An 18,535-nucleotide genomic window follows, 5' to 3' on the forward strand; every position below is an offset into this window, starting at 1 on the left:
TGTATGTACGTAGAGCTAGCCGAATAGTGCCGGCCCCTAGCAAAAGCTAGTGATACCAAGGATTACAGGTGTTTTTGAGGTGGCTAAAAAGGTACAGAGTGCCAAAAATGAGCACTTTTAGAAAGACCTACTGAGGACGGGATCTATGAAGTACTAATGCAGTACTGTAAGTTAATAGCTAAACAGGTGGTACTATTGTACAAGATTGAAAGTAGAGGTCGATATCAAATAGGATGGAGAATGTGATTAACTAAATTAAACTACTATTTTTACTTGTTTTATTTATATAGAAGGAGGTATTTATGTTAAAATAATACAAAAATAGTTAAAATGGGAGTGTAGATAAATGGTCAAACCAGGTACTGTAGCTAAATTTGATAGAGTAAAGCAATTTATACATATTGAGTCACTTGGTCAAGGGGGTACTGGAGATACACATCTCTTTAAAGATGAAACTACTGATATGTTTTTTGCATTTAAAAAGTATGTACCTAAAGACACTAACTATATTAATGAGTATTATGAACGGTTTGTTGATGAAATTAAAATTTTATTTACAATATCCCACCCTAATATTGTAAGGGTTTATAACTATTATTTGTATCCTGAAAGTAAACTAGGCTATCTTCAAATGGAATATATTGATGGGGTTTCAATTGCTGATTTTCAACCTTTATTTGGGAAAGGTTGGGGGGAGATTTTTACTGAGACTATATCAGCATTTGTGTATCTAGAGTCTAAGAATATATTACATAGGGATATTCGTGCAGCGAATATTTTGATAGATAAACATGAAAATGTTAAGGTTATTGATTTTGGTTTTGGCAAAAAATTAGTAGGACAAGATCGGGAGGGTAGGAGTGTTCTCTTGAACTGGCCGGTAACGCAATTACCAAAGGAAACGGCTGAGGAAGGGATATATAACCATCAAAGTGAGATCTATTTTGTTGGAAAATTGTTCAGTAATATTATTGGTGAGGGTCTTGCTAATTTTAAATTTAACTATATTATTGATAAAATGATTCGTTTAGATCCTCGTGAAAGATATATGTCGTTTCGGGACATTTCATTTGATATTTCCCAAGGTATATTGGCAATAAACTTTACAGAGGAGGAAAAGGGTCTATATAGGGATTTTGCAGAAATACTTTCGAAACATGTATTAAGCCATACAGATAGATACGAGCCAGTAAGTGACCCTAATATAATAATGAATCACTTATCTACTCTTATTCGAAATAGCTCTCTGGAAACGTATATTCAAGACAATAGTAAATTAATTAGTTGTTTTGTCGATAATGCTTATAGGTATAGAACTGCAGTTGATATCCCACTTTCAATCGTTGTTAATTTTTATCAATTGTTACAACGATTGGAGTCTTATAAACAAAAAATAGTGTTAGATAATATAGATATGAGATTGTCTAAGGTAAAAGTAGAAATAGACCCTGATGATTTACCGTTCTAAAAAAGTGTTGTGCCAAATGTTTTTTATACGAGAAGATAAACGAATATAGAAGGGTCTAATTTTATGTTTAAGTGAGGTGAAGTATTTCACATCAAAAATCAAACAACTATATATTTTAACCCCGTTCTGATTTTAAGGCGGGGTTATACGTGTTTTAGATTTTAAAATTAAATAACTTTATAGTCATTTTACACGGTCATCTTCGTAATTTCTCGGCTATCGAAGGATAGCTCCTCAGTTTTTTCGTGCCTCTGTTTGGACTAATTATCTACAAATTAACACCACATTATCCCCCCGAGTTGGCAGCTTGTTAGATCTAATACAAAAAGGAATAGATTACTCAAACTTGCCTTCTTTTCCCTACACTGATAGTTTACCATTCTCAAACAACAGTGTAGGGCTAATGAGGGATACCCCTCCAGATTGCTACTATATTAGTGAACCACCTAAAAGAGCGTAGTACTTTCTAACTACTATATATAGGGAAAAGGGGACTACCTTATCGCTACTATATTATAGAAGAAAAAACAGATACTGTCACACAAGAAGTACAGTATATATAGGGAGCAAAAGAAGTAGTCCACCTATAACTACTATATCTATAGAGGAAGTAAAACATGTATATATATACGAGAAGGTAAACAAGAGGTAGTTGCTCAAAGCGTACTATATATGAGGAAGTAACAAAGGTAACGGATGCGCTACTACATAGTATAGGAATTAATAAGGGGTATAACTCTACTTTATTAGTGGAGGAAGAAAAACAGACATAGCTCACACTTGTACTAATTTATACGAAATACGGTATTGCATCACATCAAGTTAACTTTTTTATACGAGATTATTAGCAACAAAGTACTACTATATATATGAAGCAATTAATGAGGTGGTAATCTAGCACAGGATAGGTACTATATCTATAGGAAAGCAAATTGATATACGGTATAGCTACTATGTAGTGTAGGGGTTAATAAGGGTTATTGCTATAAAGTCATTTCTTCCCCCTTTGAAGTGGTGGCTTGCGAGGAGTAGCTCTTTACCGCACCCTCTAAAGCGTTGCTCATTATTCATTGATAACTCTCCAGTTATATTAGCCAGCTCGGTGACAAGCCGAACTGGCTCCCTTTTTACTCAAAGGGTATCTGGAGGAATATTATAACCAAGACAACTACAAAGAATCACCACATATAAAATAACCTATGAGGAGGAAAAGAAATGGAACACTATGTTGACTTAGAAGGTTTACTACAGAAGCACCGAATCACATTAGCTGATCTATCCAGATGGACAGGCATTGAAAGACCTAACCTGACTCGTATCAAGAGAAACCAGACAGCTACTCTAGGTAGTATCAGCCGAATTGCTCAAGCGTTAAACATCAAAGATATTAACGAAATAATAAAAGCTCGATAGTACTAAAGGGAGCAATACAACGAACGTAAAAGTAAACTGGAGGAGGAAGAATAATGGATAACACTTGGGATAAATACTTAGAGTGGAGAAACGAAAAAGGTTACATTGGGTTATCTACTGAGGGTCAATACAAAGAGTTTTTATCTCAAGTAGGAGAGGGGCCAGAGAATGAAAATCTAAATAGAAAAGAGCTACATGAGACAGAAGAACTATTCAGCGACCTCACTGTTAAGGACAAGGTAGCTGAAACTTTTGAGGCTATCCGCTCACTAGTCACTGTAGGAACAACTATCACGTATGACGACTTAGCGCAGCTAACTGGTTTATCCTTGAGAACGGTAAAACGCCACGTAGAAGAGCTACAAGAGAAAGGGTACTTGCATATCACACGAGGTATTCACGCTAACACCTATTACTATGGAGTGGATATGAGAGATACTATTGAGAAGAAGAGCATTCACTTTGTAGATACTTTTGAGTGGGTTGGCGGGATTGAGGACGTTGCTGGAGAGGTTACTATCAAGGGTGACATTGGTGAAATCCACGTCACGATTTATAACATTGAGGGGATGCTGGAGAGAACTTCTCAGTTTATGAGAGAGATAGCTTGCCTTTATCGAAGTTGTCATATTACGAAAAAGGCAAGCTAGTAAATAACTAAAAGGAGCTGGAGAAAATGAAAAATAACTTACAGATAAACAACCAAGAGGTAAACTTCATTGATAGCTTAGAGGTCGCAAACATGACAGGTAAACGACATGATCACCTACTAAGAGATATCGACAACTACATGGATATATTTTTAACCAACCCGAATTTGGGGGCGTTAGATTATTTCCAGAAAGCAACTTACTTAGATCTCAAAGGTGAACCAAGAAGGAAGTTCCTTCTTACTCGTAAGGGATGTGAGCTAGTAGCTAACAAGATGACAGGCGAGAAGGGAATCCTCTTCACAGTAGCCTACATTGACAGGTTCCATGAGATGGAAAAAGCTATACAGCAACCAGCTCTACCGACTACCTACAAAGAAGCACTACTCAAGTTAGTCGAGCAGGTGGAAGCTACAGAGCAACTACAAGCACAGCTAGACGAGCAGGCGCCTGCTATCGAATACCACGACAAAGTGTTGTCTATTGGGGGCTATGCTACAGTGACAGATACAGCTAAGGCGCTCGGTATCAGATCCGCACAGATGCTCAACAAGATGTTACTACAGAATAAGATAGTCTTCATGAGCAAAAAAGGTGACTACTTGCACACTGCCAAGTACAACTACATGAGGGAACAAGGAATGATTAATTACAAGGCACTCGAAAAGAAACGACTACAATTGCTTATCAGTGAGACAGGAAAGAAAGAGATAGCTAAACTACTAGGTATCATCGAGCAGTAACCCCTACCCAATTGCTTCACTAGGCTCACCCACCCCGAGCCGACTCTATATAATTCCCAAACTAAACCATAACCCAAAGGAGAGATTATTATGATGAACTCATTAAGAAACTTATTCGCAGGTAACACAAAGGTAAAAACTATCGAGGTAGCACAGAAGGAAATCGACAAGTTACAAGCTCAAGAGAACGAACTACAAGGTCAACTATCAGAGGCACAAGCAGGACACGCTAAAGTAGGACAAGCTTTACTAATCGTGGAAGCTAGCTTGATTATTGACGAGACAGATAAGACTGCCTTAGCTTCTCAAAAGAAGGCGCAAGCTAAGTTAGAAACACTTGCTAAACAGATCGAGTTTACACAAGAAAAGCTATCAGAGGTTAGTTCCAAGAAGCAAGCAGCAGTGCAAGAAATGTATCGCTCTCGTGGTGAAGTAGCTCGTAAGCATAACATTAAAATCGAACGAGACAGATATGTTACTTGGGGATTCAACAGAGCGTTTAATATTGAGGATTACACATTCCAGTTAGCTGTAGAAAATGAACGACATATGGATTTAGGTATGGAATACGGACTAGGTTCACTCGAAGAGAGAGACCCACAAAGCCCTAACTGGATTGCTCCTCATACTGAAGATTGGAATTTCCTTGCTAAGTTAGGACAAGAGGATCTTGCTGAGGGGGAAACACAAGCGATGGCAATTCGCAAAGAAATACAGGAAGCTATCAAGGGAGTATTTGATAAGCATGACATTAAGCTCCAAGCACAAACATTAAACAACCTATCTCGTATCTAATCGAGAAGGATAACCATATAGAGTTGAATACTTGGGTTACTTGCTTGCTGAAGCTCATAGGGGTGGAGAGCGGTAACCCAGTAGATTGACTCCACCAGACATCTATATGAAGGCTAGACAGTCACCACTCAGAGGGTGGCTTTTACTATAACAACTGAATCGAAGGAGGTACACATGAAGATACAACAGTTTAAAGAGAGTGGTCAACTAGTAGAGTCCTTTTCGGCAGACTCACAGGGCGACCTAATCAAAGACGCAGAGTTATTCTCCACAGGTACACACAGGGGTAGGAACTACACAGAGTCAGACTTACAGGCGCTTGCTGAATCATTTAACCACGAGGAGAGCGTACCGGTCCAACTAGACCATTCAACCTCTGTCAGGGACACCGTGGGTTTCCTGGAGAGCGTAACTGTCAAAGGCAACAAGCTAATGGGAAAACTAAGAATCGTAGAGGAGGACATCAAGAAGAGAGTAGCTAACAAGCTAGCTAAAAAGGTTTCAATCTCCTTTTACACTGACTCCATAGGTAACCCTACAAGACTACGAGAGGTATCGATTGTAGCATTCCCCCAATTGAAAAGCGCTCAGATGTTCAACGAGCAGGTAACATTATCCCCACGTAAGCAAGAACTCTACAAGAAGGCTATCGAGTTTCAACGTAAGATGCAACAACGAGCTACAATGCTAGCTCAAGTGGAAAAGAATAAGATCAAACTAGAGCAGGCTAGACAAGATGAAGAGTACTATCAGTCCTACATGGAGTCAATCAATGGTAAGCAATCAGCTATCAAGATGACTACAGAGGACGAGAAGTACTACAAAGAGTACATGTCTAGCTTAGGCTTAGGACACAGGAGGTTGTAATATGGGTAGATTACCTTCGCAACTTAAACCTCTTCCAGAAGGATTGAGGGAGTATACCAATGAGATAAGAGACAGGCTCATGAGTGGTGACCTCAACAGAGAATCTGAGGAGATGGCAGCTATCAAGGAGAAGCTACAGAAGGAAACGAGTATCTGTGGAGCGATCATGAAGAACAAGGTATGTACTACTAAGCCATCTAATGAGATTAACCTCCGCTGTAACTGGCATGGAGGGAAATCTACAGGAGCTAAAACTGAGGAGGGAAAAAATAAGATGAAAGAAAACCTAGAAAAAGGACGAGCACCTATTCATGGATTGTACCAAAAGGATTTCCTAGCTAACTTAACCGAGGATGAAAAGAATTGGTATAGCGACAACCTAGAGTGGTACAAGGAGAATTACGACTTAGACCCACTAGACATTACCAAGTTAGACCTAGCTCTCATTAACTTCATTAAGAGTTGGAGAAAGAATGGTACATCTATGAAGTATGCGGTTAACGAGAAAGTTAGTATGGTTGACTTTGAGAATCGGGCTGTCAAACTGTTAGACGATTTAGGGTTATCTCGTAAGTTCCGTAAGTCTAAGGAGAATGCTGGTAATCCATCTAACGTAAATATCTACAATCAGTTGTTTGATAATTAATAACTAGTGAGGACGACAACTCTCTAGCCTACTTTGCAGGTAGGCTATTTGGTGCGTTTTCATAACTAAAAGGACGTGAAACTAAATGGCTTCAGTCATAGATATTATGATACAAGCTCAAGACAGAGCTAGTAATACTTTCAGGAACACCTCAGCAGAGGCTAGAAAGATGCAAGCTATTATTGGCGGTATCACGATAGGTGCTTCTGCAATGACTCCTGCTCTGTTAGGTGGGCTAGGTGCTATTGCTTCCCTATTCGGTACTGCTGGGGTAGCTGCCGCAGGATTTGGAGCACTGGCGTATACCACGATAGGAAAGACTGTGGAGACCGCCAAACAACTGGAAGAAGCCCAGCTCAAGGCTAATGCAGCTTTGATCGCTGGGGACACTAAAGGATACGCTAAGCAGATGGCCTTCGTGCAGGCTATCATGGAAGATCTAACCGAGGAGGAAAAGAAAGCTGTAGTAGCTATCAACCAACTTAGTGATGCTTGGCGAGATATGGAAAACAAGATGGCTCCTACTACGTTAAGCCTCGTAGCCAACTCCACAGATTTCCTCCGTTTGACTATGACTAAATTGTTCCCTGCCTTCCAAGGGGTTGGACAGTCCTTTTCTAATATGATTGGCAAAATGAATGAAGGAATTACTCAAGGGAAAGCTGATAAGTTCTTCGAGCATATGAACACATTTGCAGTACCTATGTTTGAAAAGGTAATGATATCGGCAGGTAACATCCTTAAAGGATTAGGGGATATCATGATAGCCTTCACTCCACTAGGGATGCGACTAGGAGATGGCATGGTTAGTTTGACTGATAAGTTCGCCAAGTGGGCTGCTGGTCTACAGAGTAATTCAGCTTTTCAGAACTTCGTTAAGCAAGTACAGGAAAGTACCCCTGTCATTATGAATCTAATCGGGCAATTAGTGTTAACTCTGTGGGATATTGTCCAAGCGTTATATCCTGTATCGTTGCAAGTCTTACAATTAACAGCAGACTTCTTACAGTGGGCGAGAGAGTCGGGTGCTTTAGATACCGTTTTAGGTCTAGTGTCAGCAGCTATTAAGCTCGTAGCAGATAACGCTAATTGGTTAATACCTATAATAGCAGCAGTGTGGGTAGGCTTTAAAGCGTTCATGGGGATTTCCGCTCTCGTAGGGATAATCAGTAGTGTAGTAGGTTCATTGAAAAACTTAATTACGTTCCTTAAGAACTCTCAAGCAGTCTTAACTTTATGTAGAACTGCAATGTTACTATTCAACGCTGCTCTGTGGGCTAACCCAATAACTTGGATAGTTGCTCTCATTGTAGGGTTAATCGCTGCAGGTGTCCTGCTCTATAAAAACTGGGATGAGGTTGTTAAGTTCTGCAAGCAGATGTGGGCTGTGGTGGAAAAACAGTGGGACGACGGAAAAGCTAAGATTATCAAAGCTTATGACGATATGGTTGCTGGAGCTAAACAGTGGTGGGCTGAGACTAAGCAAAAATGGAATCAAACGGTCGAGGATGCTAAAGCTAAAGCTCAGGAGATGAAAGACAAAGTAACTCAGAAATACGAGGAACTTAAGAGGGAAGCTGTACAGAAGATTGTTAACCTAGTAATTGACGCAGCTCAGAAGTGGGAGCAAATGAAGACAGATGCTTCTAATAAGGCTGAAGAAATGAAAAATAAAGCTATCCAGAAATACGAGCAGATGAAAACTGATGCAGTTAACAAGCTTAACCAGATGGTAAATGACACTAAACAGAAGTTTAACGATATGGTTAGAGCTGCGGAGGATAAAGTTAGCTCGATGGGAAGAGCCGCTACTAATATGATGAACGGATTCAAAGAAGGAATAGCTAACGGGTTTAACGATGCGGTATACAAAGTTAGTAGTGGAATCAATAGTATGGTGAGCCAGTTCACCGGATTCTTTAGAACGTTCTACAACTCTGGTAAAGGACTGTTAGGATCGTTCGTTAATGGTATCACATCAGGCTTTGGAGACGCTGTCTCGGCGGTCTCTAGAGGTATGTCAAACATCCGAGCTTACTTACCATTCTCCCCTGCGAAGAAAGGCCCTCTATCAGACTTAGACAAATCAGGTGAAGCATTCTTCCCTACTTGGTACAACGCAGCATTAACTCAGGTAGGAGCTATGGAGCGATCTATGGGTAGAGCCTTCGGAGGAGTTGCTAATCAAGCTGATGTTGCCTTAGCAGGCACAGGCTTAGAAGCGTTCACTGGAGGGCGTAGCAAAATAGTAGTAGAGCATATTCACAAAGGCGAGGTAGATATCAATGGAGAGGACTTGAAAGCTAGTATCAACCAAGTATCTCGTGAGGTAGTAAATACTGCACAGATTGGATCAAGATTCGACTATGGAGGCCTTCAGCAGTCAATCAGAAAGCTTTAAGGTACACCCCGCAGGATAACTAATGAGGTAGCTCGTTCTACCTCTAAGTTTCCTAGTGGAATAAACAAAGGGAGAGATGACAGGTAAGAAATTACTTTGTAGTAGTATCATGTTACGAACAGAACGGTGATCTATTCGAGGCTAACTATTGGTTTGATGTTGAGGATGATGTACAAAAAGCAATGGCAGTATATACAGAGACAACTAGAAAGGCTTACGAAAAAGCAATGGCAATTACTAAAGGAGAACTAATCAGCGTGACTTCCAGAGAGGTTAGTGAGTTCGAATACAAAAGACACGCTCTCACAGAGGAAGGTAAAAGAGAGTTAAACATGCAGAAGAGGGGGAGAAACTAATATGAACTACTACCAAGTAAATATAACCTACCTAGATAACGGACAAGAATTTACTACGCAACAGTGTTTACCTATGGAGGGGGAACCTATCATAGCACAAATGAGGTTCAAGCGGCTAATCAAGAAGTACACTGAGGAGGCAATCACCTCTGCAGGTGGCGAACTCGAAGAGGTTAAGACTAAGAGAGTAACAAAGGAATACTATGAAGCTAATAAACACTTACAGATATTCGAAGGAGCGAGAAGCTGGCATGTATAGTGCTGCTGAGTTCCTTATATGAAGTCCGAGGATAGATCTGTATCCATGAGGTGGCTGCCTTATAGGTCATCTAGATAGTCACAATAATAAACAGAAAGGAAGATAGAAGCTAATGAGTGCACCGCAGAGGAAGTCAGCGCTAAGAAGATTAGATCTAGAGAGTCGATCTCATAGGTGGAGATTATACTTGTATATAGCTCTAATGTACCTAGTGTTAGCTGGATCTATATGGTTTGGTTTACAGAGTTTAATATTATTGTTTCCGATACTGTTTAAAATAGGAATATCAATGAGATAGCCGCTTTAGGTTGTCTCATTTTTTTTTATGTCTATAAGGGAGGGTGTGCCTGTGAGATGTATTCTTACACAGAAAATACGCATTTGTAATATCAAGGTATTACCCCAGTAGACCAATCTCGCATAGGGTATTCCTTTTGTCATTTGACAACTCTATAATCATTTATGAGAGGTGGTAATAAGATGATACCTATGATCGAATATAAAGGTAGTTCAAATCAAACTCTAAAAGTAGAGCTTATCTTAGGTTCAATGTACTTTACACTTAAAGATGATGAATATGGAAGCTTTGTCCATTGTGTATTCTCAGGGGATAGAGCTCGTGAGTTTAGGGGGATCTTAAGTAATGGAGAGCTGGCTGAAGTGTTTGATCGTGGAGGAGATTTATTGAGAGTTCGCCCTCTAAAAGATGGTTATTTCGGTATTGAAATTGAATCGAAGGGGATGGCAAGGGGGTTTGTGTTAGATAAAAAGCAAGTTCAAGAGTTATCTGATTGGTTTCAACGAGTGCACAAACTATAATTTCAATTACTGTAATGGTAACCCTAAGGAGAATAAATGGAAAGAGCCTACCTTGGTAGGTAAGCTCCTAAATTAGTTATTTATTAATTTGAACTGAGAAGAAACAAGCTTCGTAGCTATGCTGTTAGTTTTATTTATTATGTTGAGCTTCAAATTCTTTTTGTAAAGCTTGGAGCTTACTAGTGTAATAGGATTCGAACTCATTGATAAATAGTTCTAGAGCCTGCCCTGATTTTGTTTGAAAGAATTTTGGGTACTCAAATAGCTTGGTAGCTTCTTCTTCAATCAATTTATTTATTGAAGTAAACTCAGTTGTAGTTTGATTTAGTACCTCGGAGATGGCACCTTTTAAAGTTTCGTTGCTAGTTTCAGCGTGTAGGTCAGGTAACTTGTTTAGTAGCGTGTAAGTTTGTTTTGCAATAGCTTCTTTTAGTGGCTTATCGGTTATAGTGTTGCCACCTTTTGTTGATGCTACGTGAATTAATGACTTGTAAGGTGTAAGTATATTTCTGATGCTATTTTCTAGTGGAGTCATCTCTTTCAGTTTATTTTCCATAGTCTCCCATTCCCCTTTGGTTATATATTTAAGAGTGAGAAGTTGGTTTGTTCTTCAGACTCTTGAGTTAATCTTACTACAGATAGTATAACCAATTAATTGTTTGTTTAAACTTTTTAGAATTGTTATTCTTTTGATTCCTTGAAGTTTATTTCGCTGATTCCTCAGTTATTTCGTTTAAATTAAAACTAAGAGTTTTAGAGATTTTGCCAGCTCGTAAGATAACTACATACGTAAGGCCTAGTTGGAATGTATCTACTGTGCAAACTTTATTAGTAATGCGAGATAGTGAGTCTTGGAAGTTGGATACTAGAGTATCGATCTCCTCCATAGCGATATCTAAATTAGTTGGTTGAATAGTATTTGTTGTCATAAAAAATCTCTCCCTTTAGTTTTTGTTTGTTTACACGAGATAGGTAATGCTTACAGGTGTACAATCATGAGTGAAACGATGTAACCGACTGCGTAAAGAAAGCTTATGCTGCCGCCAGCTACCAAGGTTGACTTAACCCAGTCTTTAAGTTTCAACTTATTCGCCTCCTGTGAAGTCGAACCTTTACAGCTATTCCTGCTCGTGATACCATAGGGAGGAAAGAGCCTTATAGGTTCGACTGAATTGCGTAGCCTTGTTCGGTATACTCGCCAAAGTATAACTACCGAGTAGGGCTATTTTGTTTTGTGTAGTTTTAGGTTAGTCAGTTAACTTCTTACCGGCGTACATACGAGTTAACATTTTATCGATCTTATTAGCTTTATCTACAGTGTTGATCTTGTTGAGTTGATTAAAAGCTGTATAAAATCTCTTTGCATCCTCGATGGACTCCAGCTCATAGAAGTCTTTGACTTTACCATAAAACTTTTGTTGCTTGCTTTCCAATTGCCATGTTCACCTCATTCCCTGAGTGGCTTAATTACATATTAATTAAAAGTTCTAGAACCGTCAATACTTTTCTGAAACTTTTTTCGGTTACTTTTTTACCACACTGTTTATCCTTACCACCAACTATGTCAGCCGCTTCCTCTTTTGATTACCTAAGAAAGCCTGCATAAGTGGAAATCTCGCTAGAGTTCGTACAAGCTCGCTACAAACGGTATAACTTGTTCAGGTGAAACGTAATGAGAACGCTGATAAATCTTTGTACAGAGTAATCTGGAGCGTTGTTTTGTGGGCGACTCGGAAATGGAGGTGTTATTTTTACATCATATGGTATTCCATCGAGCATATACCTAATCAGTTGCCTGCTCTGCAGATACAACCTACCGAGGACTATCCTAAATTGGATAATCGTACAAGAACCAGATGCAATGCCACTCTGGTAACCAATCGGGCATAGCTAAATAGAGATACCTCCTGTGTTAAAGAGCTTTAGGACAGCAACCAGATAGGAGGGATTATTACCTACAGTAATGCTACTGAAGGAAGTTGAAAAGTTTGCACTTAAGAGATCGCTGAGCAGTAGATAGCTTCTGAGCCAGAACGCCATAGAAATATCCAGTGAAATCACGTACATGTTTCATCTTGCTAATAAGTACACTAGCTCGTAACCCGGAGACGGCCACATCTACAATATCAACTAGATCGGGTGCATACTTTCGAGCAGCCAATTGAACGCGACTCCATAGCTTGTACACTTTGGTTGCATCGAAGTAGGAGATAGCCGAGTTAACGAACTCAATAGGAACACCAGCAGCTACTAAGTGGTCTATGCCTAACGCGTCTACGTATGTATTATCTTGAGAGATTTTAGTTTTGTAAGTAATTGTATCTGTATGAGATGGTGACTCTTCAAGACACTCAGGAGTAGGTTCTACAGCTTCCTCACAAGGTGACTTAGCGAGGTGACTCTCATAGGGATTGATCACTGTTATTGAAGCACTATAGCCGCCCTTAACGGGCTTAAATTGGTTGATACGAGTAATGATTCCTAACTCAGATAAACCCTTAAGAGCACGCTGTATAGTGCGTTTGGAGTATCCGGTGAGGTCAGCTAAAGAGTCTACTTTGAGGTAGCTGACTCCTATGAATTTGCATGAGTAACAAGCAAGCTTCCATAGTACTGTGTGTTCTGACTCTTTAAGTTTGTACACTGACAGGTATACACTAATAGAATTGTCCATCTCAGTAATTGAATTAAAAGATTGATATTTTCGTAGTTCCTTCATATTGTATATTCTCCTTAATAGGAGCTACTTGCAGAGTGTATCTTAGGGTAGTACAATATAAGCAAATAGCTCCATAGTTATTTTGTGAAAGAGTCCTGTCTGGCCGCCAAACTAGAGCAGGGCTCTTTTGTGTATACTTATAGGTCGAACCTATTGAGAGGGTTATACTTATCGTTGGATTCAGCTAATGAGTTACCGAAAGCATGTAGGTAAACCTCAGTAGTTCTTATCTGGGAGTGATGCATCAGCTTACTCAAGGTGTATATATCCATTCCAGCTCTCAAGCAGTTACTCGCATAGGTATGTCTAAACATGTGAGCTGTAGTTTTGAATCCCATACGAACTGATAACCTGGTGAACATTAACTTGACAGCGTTCACTGTGAGTGGGTTACCTCTGTGATCATTAAACACATGAGCAGGCAACTTAATGTAGTACTTCTCGCAGAATAATCTCCACTCGTACAACTCCCGAGCCACCTTATCCGTTAACGGAGTAGACAGGCTCTTGCGATTCTTCCCAAAGATAGTGATAGTCTTATTGAGTAGATCTACAGAATCCCACCTCATTGATACTAGCTCGCCTAGTCTTATGCCTGTACCAGCGAGGACGACTATCACGGTATGACCTCGGTAGCTATACAACGTGTTTTCTCGAGAGCGCATCCTCCTGTAGTATCTAAGCATCTGCTTTATCTGTTCGTCGGAGTACACCTTGATTGTCTTGTCCGTCTTAGCAGGCTTAATCTTGTTAGTGGGGTTGCTACGGATCTCTATAACGTCCTCATCCTCTAGGTACCTAAAGAATGTCTTCAAGTGCTGGAGCTTACCATTACGAGTAACTACAGCGTTTCCTCTCTCCTTGGAACAGTAGAGGAGGTAGCTCTTTATAACCTGTGGAGTAATATCCTCGATGTTAATGATTTCCTTCTTGGTAGTGAGCCAGTGAGAAAACTCATTGAGTGTATCTCCGTAGCTCTGTATTGTCCTAGGAGCTAGCCCACTGAGTTCTTTATCTTCTAGGTAATCCTTTATCATAAATCTGAGTAGTGCCATTTAGTTTCCTCCTTGAGTACGCACAAAAAGACCACTTCCATAGGCTACTTGTGAGTAACCTAGAAAGTGGTCTCTTGTGAGAATATTGTTTCTGTCATAGATAACCATTCAGCAACACCTTGTGAGGCTTGTCCTACCTCGGTAGCTTCAACTCGCCTGTTTAACCATGGGAGATAATGAATTTTCAGCGGAAGTTGAGGCGGATGCGATGATTGCACCGTCTTTTTCAATATAATATGTACGTCCTGTATTTGTATCGATAGCTTGCCTTAACATTTTTTCAGATTCATTTGCAGTCGGAAATTCAGCAATGTCACTTCGTAATTTCATAATTCGTTCTATATCATCGAGTGAGGCAAGTTTAATTGTTTCATGAATTGGCGTGCTAGGTAAGTTGTTTTCATTTAGACATTGGCAAAAATACATTTCATTTTTGGAGCCTAATTGTAGACTTGGAGCAGTTTCAAATCTTTCTACAATAGTTGACTTGCCAGAGAGTTTAAGCGGCTTATATGCGGAAAGAAGTGCCTCATAATCAATGGTAACAAAGTCTTCTTTACTATAGGGTATAAATGAATCGTGGAATCGGAGCAAAATTGATTTTAATGTCCCATTCTCTTTAAATACTCCCCATAATTCTTGAAAATCTGTGTCATAACCGAAAGCTTCAATATCTCCAATAATAAACAAGTTAAGGGCTGCTTCTTCTTTTAGGTAAGCGAATACTTGTTCATGATCGTTCTTTGTTAATTTTCGCATCATAACGAATCGACCTCTTTTTTTGTTTTTCTGAATATTACAACTTAAGTTTTTTGAAATCAATATGAAATTTTATGTTTAGTTCACAAACTTTCGGAAAAACTAGGAAAGATATGACAAAGGAGGTTATGAACGGTGGATCATCCAATTCAAGGGTTAATGAAAGCAGCAATGGAAAATTTAAAAGAAATGGTCGATGTGAATACGATTGTTGGAGAGCCTGTTCAAACGGCTGACGGTGGTGTGGTGTTAACGGTTTCTAAAGTAGCGTTCGGTTTTGGAGCAGGAGGTTCTGATTTCCAAACGAATGATGGACAAAGAGCGAACGGTAACCCTGCATTTGGTGGCGGTAGCGCGGGTGGTGTTTCTATTACACCAGTAGCATTTCTTGTGGTGAATAAAGATGGAGTAAATATTCTTCATTTGCAAAATGCGACACATTTAGCAGAAAAAATGATTGAATTAGCTCCACAAACAATTGATAAAATTCAATCGATGTTCCAAAAAGATGAAAAGAAAGAGGGAAATCATCATCCTCAAAACCCAGATGAAATCCTTTAAAAACGCCTGCTTATGAGCAGGCGTTTTTTCTTGTAATCACTATGTAATAAAACACATGAAATTGTAAATAGTTTTTGAAGTTTTTTCTATGTTTCTAAAATTTTTCATGTTAAAATATGCTATAGAATTGAAACATATAAAACGAAGGTGGCTAGGTGCTTTGTCTGGAGGATCTGACCAAGTAAAGAATATGATATATATTAATGGTAATCGTCGAGGTCATTGTTTTATTACATCAGGAATTACGTTTAAAGAGTTTGCAAGTAACATCCCTTCACCGCTTCATCAAGTGTTGCTTTTGAAGCATAACTTTGAATGGACGGATTTTCATTATCATACTTTATTTGAATATGTTGAGGAAGAAAATATACATAAGCTAATTCAAGCAGAGATTGATGAATTTGATGAATTTTGTTGGGTAGATTTTGATGATGCAAGCGATTTAGATGAATTAGAGCCAAAAGAAATTGCAGAACTGTTATATTTGGCTCACAAAAAAGAACCACTTGCAAGAACATTCTTTCCGTTGTTGAAAAATAGATTTGTTTATTTTTCACATGATGACGGTTGGTACAACAAAGTATATTACCGTAGAATTGCTGATTTTGTTGGAATGTTAAGTAAAGTCATTCCTTATAAACTCGGTGCTTTCGGTAAGAAACGTTTTTCTTTCTTCCAAAAATCAAAAATTTTCCCAGCAATTTCAAAAGAAGTGATTATGGGGCTTATTCCATTAATGGAAGATGGTCTTTATATTGATTTAGCAGGGAAAATTGAGTCAAGAAGAGGTCTTGAAATTCCGGTATATGTAGTTGGTTCGTATGAAAGTACGGATGAGGTGCTAGATAATATCGATGAATTGAAAGAGGAAGCAACAGAAACAGGTTGGCTCATTTTTGATAAGAAGGAACAAGAGTGGCAATGGGTTGTTGACTAAGAAAACTTGGCGCATGAAGTCAAGTTTTCTTGTCATTTGAAAGGAGAACAAATGAAGAAATATTATACAATTGTGGGTATTGTAAGTATTATTCTCGTGGCGATATTGCTTATTACGTGTCCGAAAGAATCAGATTTTAATTCGTATGTAGAGGATAAGTATGCGTTGAAATGTGATGAGAGTAGTTTTGAATGCACACAAAATGTAGATGGTAAAAAAGAAAAGCTACAATTTGAAAGTACAGATGCACGAAATGGTGTATTCTTTATGACTGTAAAGCAAACGTTTAAAACAGAAGCTGGTGTTACGAAAGAATATAGCGGAGTAGGGATGTTTGGTACATTTCTTTTTGTTTCAGAAAAGACTTTCTAGTAATAGAAGGTCTTTTTTTTATGCTTATGTTCATATAGATGAAGTAAGACAAGCATAGGAGGGGTAGTGATGAAGAATACATGCATCGTTTGCGGTGGTGAGGAGTTTTTTTCCTCAACGTTGTACGCTCGTACGAAACAAGATTGGGCATATGCGCCAAACATGTATCGATTTGAAAAAGTATTTATTGAACATAGGGATGAAGAGAATTATCCGGTCTTTCAAGAAATTACAGCAAAGCACTGTTGTGGATGCGGTCATATTATGTTGTATCATGAATGAACACACCAAGTATAACTTGGTGTGTTTTTTTAAAACGCTGACAAAGCAAGCGGATAAAGTAAAGTAAATAAAACAGAAAAACTACCAAAACCAATTGCTGTATATCCAAGTGTTCTTGCTCCGAAATTAACAGCTAATAAACCAACTAAAATCGCAAGAGAACCAAGTGTAACTGGATAAAAAGCAATTGAGAATAACGAAAGAAATAATGCGACATAGCCTATCATTGCTCCGGTATTTGTACCTTCTATTTCATTTGCAATTTCTTTGCGCTCATGTCTAATTGGAATGCCGGCTGGAGATATTTCAGCTGCATACTCTTCATTTTTTTCACCACTTTTAAAATGATGATTTCTCTTTCTTCGCATGTACATCCCTCTCTTTCAATTGGGTGTATCTATAGTATCTTTCAAAATGAGAAGAGCATGAGTATGAGTTAAACCCAAGTAAAGCAAAAAATGGAGAAAATAGATTTCGTTGTTATCTTACTTATCCCGCTATTTGCGGGCAGTAAAACTTCTATTTCAAAATCGGCTAGAGTAAAGAAGTTATGTAGGAGCCGGGTTGTCTGTAAAAGCTCGATTGGTGTGGGCTAATAATCAGTGGGAACGAATAAAACCGCCACTAATTAAAGTTTCACTCTATCTCCTTATGAAGATAAACAGGGATTTTGGAAAATGATGTAGAATGAATTGAATGATAATACGTGAAGGTAGGGGAATGTATGACGAAATTCAATTGGCATGAATCAGCAGAGAAGAAGTGGGATAGTAGTGCGGAATATTGGAATCAAAATAGTCAGGAAATGTGGGATAGCGGGAGCAGGAGTACAATTATTCCATTTTTTGAACAGTACGTAGAGAAAGAAGCTCAAGTGTTAGATGTTGGCTGTGGTGATGGATACGGTACATATAAATTAAGTCGCGTTGGCTATAAAGCAGTTGGAGTAGATTTATCGGAAATTATGATTCAAAAAGGTAAAGAACGTGGGGAAGATTCAAATTTATCTTTTGTGAAAGGAGATCTTTCCGCTTTACCATTTGAAAATGAACAATTTAAAGCGATTATGGCCATTAACTCTTTAGAATGGACTGAGAATCCATTACAAGCATTAAATGAAATAAAACGTGTTTTAAAGAAAGATGGATACGCATGTATTGCAATTTTAGGACCGACAGCAAAGCCTCGAGAGAACAGTTATCCTCGTTTATACGACAAAGACGTTGTTTGTAATACGATGATGCCTTGGGAATTTGAACAGTTAGCGAAAGAACAAGGCTTTGAAGTTGTAGATGGAATTGGTGTATATAAGCGCGGAGTAAATGAAAAGATGCTAGGTCAACTACCTACAGAGTTACAACAATCGTTAACATTCTTATGGGTATTTATGTTAAAAAACGTATAAAGAAATGAAAGAATTTTTAGGAGGTAAA

The 18,535-nt window shown here is 38.7% G+C and carries 22 protein-coding genes and 1 pseudogene; 16 read left to right on the forward strand and 7 right to left on the reverse strand.

Going from position 1 to position 18,535, the window contains the following annotated elements; translation table 11 throughout:
• The first annotated feature begins 346 nt into the window (after nucleotides 1–346).
• The 11 genes from JDS92_RS01490 to JDS92_RS01540 all read left to right on the forward strand — a co-directional run bounded on the left by JDS92_RS01490 (nucleotide 347) and on the right by JDS92_RS01540 (nucleotide 10,417).
• Entirely contained in the window at nucleotides 347–1,468 is a 1,122-nt protein-coding gene (locus JDS92_RS01490; protein WP_199631401.1) for a protein kinase family protein, read from the forward strand.
• A gap of 1,215 nt (nucleotides 1,469–2,683) precedes the next feature.
• Nucleotides 2,684–2,881, forward strand: coding sequence for a helix-turn-helix domain-containing protein (locus JDS92_RS01495; protein WP_098909992.1), 198 nt, complete (start codon nucleotides 2,684–2,686; stop codon nucleotides 2,879–2,881).
• 53 nt (nucleotides 2,882–2,934) lie between these two features.
• A complete protein-coding gene (locus JDS92_RS01500) occupies nucleotides 2,935–3,531 on the forward strand; it encodes a winged helix-turn-helix domain-containing protein (RefSeq protein WP_199631402.1) in 597 nt (198 codons plus the stop codon).
• 26 nt (nucleotides 3,532–3,557) lie between these two features.
• A complete protein-coding gene (locus JDS92_RS01505; protein WP_199631403.1) occupies nucleotides 3,558–4,274 on the forward strand; it encodes a Rha family transcriptional regulator in 717 nt (238 codons plus the stop codon).
• Nucleotides 4,275–4,364: 90 nt separating this feature from the next.
• Nucleotides 4,365–5,069 (forward strand): hypothetical protein, encoded by a 705-nt coding sequence (locus tag JDS92_RS01510; protein WP_199631404.1) that lies wholly within the window; start codon nucleotides 4,365–4,367, stop codon nucleotides 5,067–5,069.
• A 174-nt stretch (nucleotides 5,070–5,243) separates the two neighbouring features.
• The gene (locus tag JDS92_RS01515; protein WP_199631405.1) at nucleotides 5,244–5,936 is read left to right on the forward strand and encodes a hypothetical protein; all 693 of its coding nucleotides are present in this window, start codon (nucleotides 5,244–5,246) and stop codon (nucleotides 5,934–5,936) included.
• A gap of 1 nt (nucleotide 5,937) precedes the next feature.
• On the forward strand, nucleotides 5,938–6,582 hold the full coding sequence (locus tag JDS92_RS01520) for an HGGxSTG domain-containing protein (protein ID WP_199631406.1): 645 nt from the start codon (nucleotides 5,938–5,940) through the stop codon (nucleotides 6,580–6,582).
• Nucleotides 6,583–6,667: 85 nt separating this feature from the next.
• Entirely contained in the window at nucleotides 6,668–8,983 is a 2,316-nt protein-coding gene (locus JDS92_RS01525; protein ID WP_199631407.1) for an apolipoprotein A1/A4/E family protein, read from the forward strand.
• 182 nt (nucleotides 8,984–9,165) lie between these two features.
• On the forward strand, nucleotides 9,166–9,339 hold the full coding sequence (locus JDS92_RS30755; RefSeq protein WP_242475979.1) for a hypothetical protein: 174 nt from the start codon (nucleotides 9,166–9,168) through the stop codon (nucleotides 9,337–9,339).
• A 1-nt stretch (nucleotide 9,340) separates the two neighbouring features.
• Complete coding sequence (locus JDS92_RS01535; protein WP_199631408.1) at nucleotides 9,341–9,598, forward strand: hypothetical protein; 258 nt, start codon at nucleotides 9,341–9,343, stop codon at nucleotides 9,596–9,598.
• Nucleotides 9,599–10,078: 480 nt separating this feature from the next.
• Nucleotides 10,079–10,417, forward strand: a complete 339-nt coding sequence (locus JDS92_RS01540; protein ID WP_199631409.1) for a hypothetical protein — start codon at nucleotides 10,079–10,081, stop codon at nucleotides 10,415–10,417.
• Between the two features lie 130 nt (nucleotides 10,418–10,547).
• Here JDS92_RS01540 and JDS92_RS01545 read toward each other — a convergent pair whose 3' ends face one another.
• The 6 genes and pseudogenes from JDS92_RS01545 to JDS92_RS01570 form a co-directional block, all read right to left on the reverse strand.
• A complete protein-coding gene (locus JDS92_RS01545; RefSeq protein WP_199631410.1) occupies nucleotides 10,548–10,973 on the reverse strand; it encodes a hypothetical protein in 426 nt (141 codons plus the stop codon).
• A 148-nt stretch (nucleotides 10,974–11,121) separates the two neighbouring features.
• Nucleotides 11,122–11,346 carry a hypothetical protein gene (locus JDS92_RS01550; RefSeq protein ID WP_199631411.1) on the reverse strand — a complete coding sequence of 75 codons (225 nt, stop codon included), beginning with the start codon at nucleotides 11,344–11,346 and terminating at the stop codon, nucleotides 11,122–11,124.
• 318 nt (nucleotides 11,347–11,664) lie between these two features.
• On the reverse strand, nucleotides 11,665–11,850 hold the full coding sequence (locus tag JDS92_RS01555; protein ID WP_000444252.1) for a hypothetical protein: 186 nt from the start codon (nucleotides 11,848–11,850) through the stop codon (nucleotides 11,665–11,667).
• A gap of 533 nt (nucleotides 11,851–12,383) precedes the next feature.
• Nucleotides 12,384–13,136 (reverse strand): helix-turn-helix domain-containing protein, encoded by a 753-nt coding sequence (locus JDS92_RS01560; protein ID WP_199631412.1) that lies wholly within the window; start codon nucleotides 13,134–13,136, stop codon nucleotides 12,384–12,386.
• Nucleotides 13,137–13,273: 137 nt separating this feature from the next.
• A complete protein-coding gene (locus JDS92_RS01565; RefSeq protein ID WP_199631413.1) occupies nucleotides 13,274–14,191 on the reverse strand; it encodes a tyrosine-type recombinase/integrase in 918 nt (305 codons plus the stop codon).
• Between the two features lie 162 nt (nucleotides 14,192–14,353).
• Nucleotides 14,354–14,953 (reverse strand): annotated as a pseudogene (locus tag JDS92_RS01570) (GNAT family N-acetyltransferase); the annotation flags it as partial.
• A 132-nt stretch (nucleotides 14,954–15,085) separates the two neighbouring features.
• Between JDS92_RS01570 and ytfJ the strand changes: the two are divergent.
• The 4 genes from ytfJ to JDS92_RS01590 all read left to right on the forward strand — a co-directional run bounded on the left by ytfJ (nucleotide 15,086) and on the right by JDS92_RS01590 (nucleotide 17,102).
• Nucleotides 15,086–15,511: a GerW family sporulation protein gene (ytfJ, locus tag JDS92_RS01575; RefSeq protein ID WP_000349987.1), complete on the forward strand. Its 426-nt coding sequence runs from the start codon at nucleotides 15,086–15,088 to the stop codon at nucleotides 15,509–15,511.
• Between the two features lie 160 nt (nucleotides 15,512–15,671).
• Nucleotides 15,672–16,448, forward strand: a complete 777-nt coding sequence (locus JDS92_RS01580; RefSeq protein ID WP_000014090.1) for an oxalate:formate antiporter — start codon at nucleotides 15,672–15,674, stop codon at nucleotides 16,446–16,448.
• Nucleotides 16,449–16,499: 51 nt separating this feature from the next.
• The gene (locus JDS92_RS01585) at nucleotides 16,500–16,820 is read left to right on the forward strand and encodes a hypothetical protein (protein WP_000761187.1); all 321 of its coding nucleotides are present in this window, start codon (nucleotides 16,500–16,502) and stop codon (nucleotides 16,818–16,820) included.
• A 69-nt stretch (nucleotides 16,821–16,889) separates the two neighbouring features.
• Nucleotides 16,890–17,102 carry a hypothetical protein gene (locus JDS92_RS01590; RefSeq protein ID WP_000798747.1) on the forward strand — a complete coding sequence of 71 codons (213 nt, stop codon included), beginning with the start codon at nucleotides 16,890–16,892 and terminating at the stop codon, nucleotides 17,100–17,102.
• Between the two features lie 29 nt (nucleotides 17,103–17,131).
• Here JDS92_RS01590 and JDS92_RS01595 read toward each other — a convergent pair whose 3' ends face one another.
• Complete coding sequence (locus JDS92_RS01595; RefSeq protein ID WP_001253195.1) at nucleotides 17,132–17,470, reverse strand: hypothetical protein; 339 nt, start codon at nucleotides 17,468–17,470, stop codon at nucleotides 17,132–17,134.
• Nucleotides 17,471–17,826: 356 nt separating this feature from the next.
• On the opposite strand from JDS92_RS01595, the gene JDS92_RS01600 reads away from it, so the two are divergent.
• Nucleotides 17,827–18,507: a class I SAM-dependent methyltransferase gene (locus tag JDS92_RS01600; RefSeq protein WP_199631415.1), complete on the forward strand. Its 681-nt coding sequence runs from the start codon at nucleotides 17,827–17,829 to the stop codon at nucleotides 18,505–18,507.
• The last annotated feature ends 28 nt before the right edge of the window (nucleotides 18,508–18,535 follow it).

The organism is Bacillus cereus group sp. N12 (genome assembly GCF_016483575.1).
In the GTDB taxonomy this organism is placed as follows: Bacteria; Bacillota; Bacilli; order Bacillales; family Bacillaceae_G; genus Bacillus_A; species Bacillus_A toyonensis.

Bases quoted from the DNA above. Each gene is read 5' to 3' on its own strand.
- JDS92_RS01505 (WP_199631403.1), top strand. From the start codon at position 3,558: ATGAAAAATAACTTACAGATAAACAACCAAGAGGTAAACTTCATTGAT.
- JDS92_RS01490 (WP_199631401.1), top strand. From the start codon at position 347: ATGGTCAAACCAGGTACTGTAGCTAAATTTGATAGAGTAAAGCAATTT.
- JDS92_RS01500 (WP_199631402.1), top strand. From the start codon at position 2,935: ATGGATAACACTTGGGATAAATACTTAGAGTGGAGAAACGAAAAAGGT.
- JDS92_RS01590 (WP_000798747.1), top strand. From the start codon at position 16,890: ATGAAGAATACATGCATCGTTTGCGGTGGTGAGGAGTTTTTTTCCTCA.
- JDS92_RS01520 (WP_199631406.1), top strand. From the start codon at position 5,938: ATGGGTAGATTACCTTCGCAACTTAAACCTCTTCCAGAAGGATTGAGG.
- JDS92_RS01510 (WP_199631404.1), top strand. From the start codon at position 4,365: ATGATGAACTCATTAAGAAACTTATTCGCAGGTAACACAAAGGTAAAA.
- JDS92_RS01525 (WP_199631407.1), top strand. From the start codon at position 6,668: ATGGCTTCAGTCATAGATATTATGATACAAGCTCAAGACAGAGCTAGT.
- JDS92_RS01585 (WP_000761187.1), top strand. From the start codon at position 16,500: ATGAAGAAATATTATACAATTGTGGGTATTGTAAGTATTATTCTCGTG.
- JDS92_RS01565 (WP_199631413.1), bottom strand. From the start codon at position 14,191: ATGGCACTACTCAGATTTATGATAAAGGATTACCTAGAAGATAAAGAA.
- JDS92_RS01515 (WP_199631405.1), top strand. From the start codon at position 5,244: ATGAAGATACAACAGTTTAAAGAGAGTGGTCAACTAGTAGAGTCCTTT.
- JDS92_RS01535 (WP_199631408.1), top strand. From the start codon at position 9,341: ATGAACTACTACCAAGTAAATATAACCTACCTAGATAACGGACAAGAA.
- JDS92_RS01495 (WP_098909992.1), top strand. From the start codon at position 2,684: ATGGAACACTATGTTGACTTAGAAGGTTTACTACAGAAGCACCGAATC.
- JDS92_RS01540 (WP_199631409.1), top strand. From the start codon at position 10,079: ATGATACCTATGATCGAATATAAAGGTAGTTCAAATCAAACTCTAAAA.
- JDS92_RS01545 (WP_199631410.1), bottom strand. From the start codon at position 10,973: ATGGAAAATAAACTGAAAGAGATGACTCCACTAGAAAATAGCATCAGA.
- JDS92_RS01550 (WP_199631411.1), bottom strand. From the start codon at position 11,346: ATGACAACAAATACTATTCAACCAACTAATTTAGATATCGCTATGGAG.
- JDS92_RS30755 (WP_242475979.1), top strand. From the start codon at position 9,166: ATGGCAGTATATACAGAGACAACTAGAAAGGCTTACGAAAAAGCAATG.
- JDS92_RS01560 (WP_199631412.1), bottom strand. From the start codon at position 13,136: ATGAAGGAACTACGAAAATATCAATCTTTTAATTCAATTACTGAGATG.
- JDS92_RS01600 (WP_199631415.1), top strand. From the start codon at position 17,827: ATGACGAAATTCAATTGGCATGAATCAGCAGAGAAGAAGTGGGATAGT.
- JDS92_RS01595 (WP_001253195.1), bottom strand. From the start codon at position 17,470: ATGCGAAGAAAGAGAAATCATCATTTTAAAAGTGGTGAAAAAAATGAA.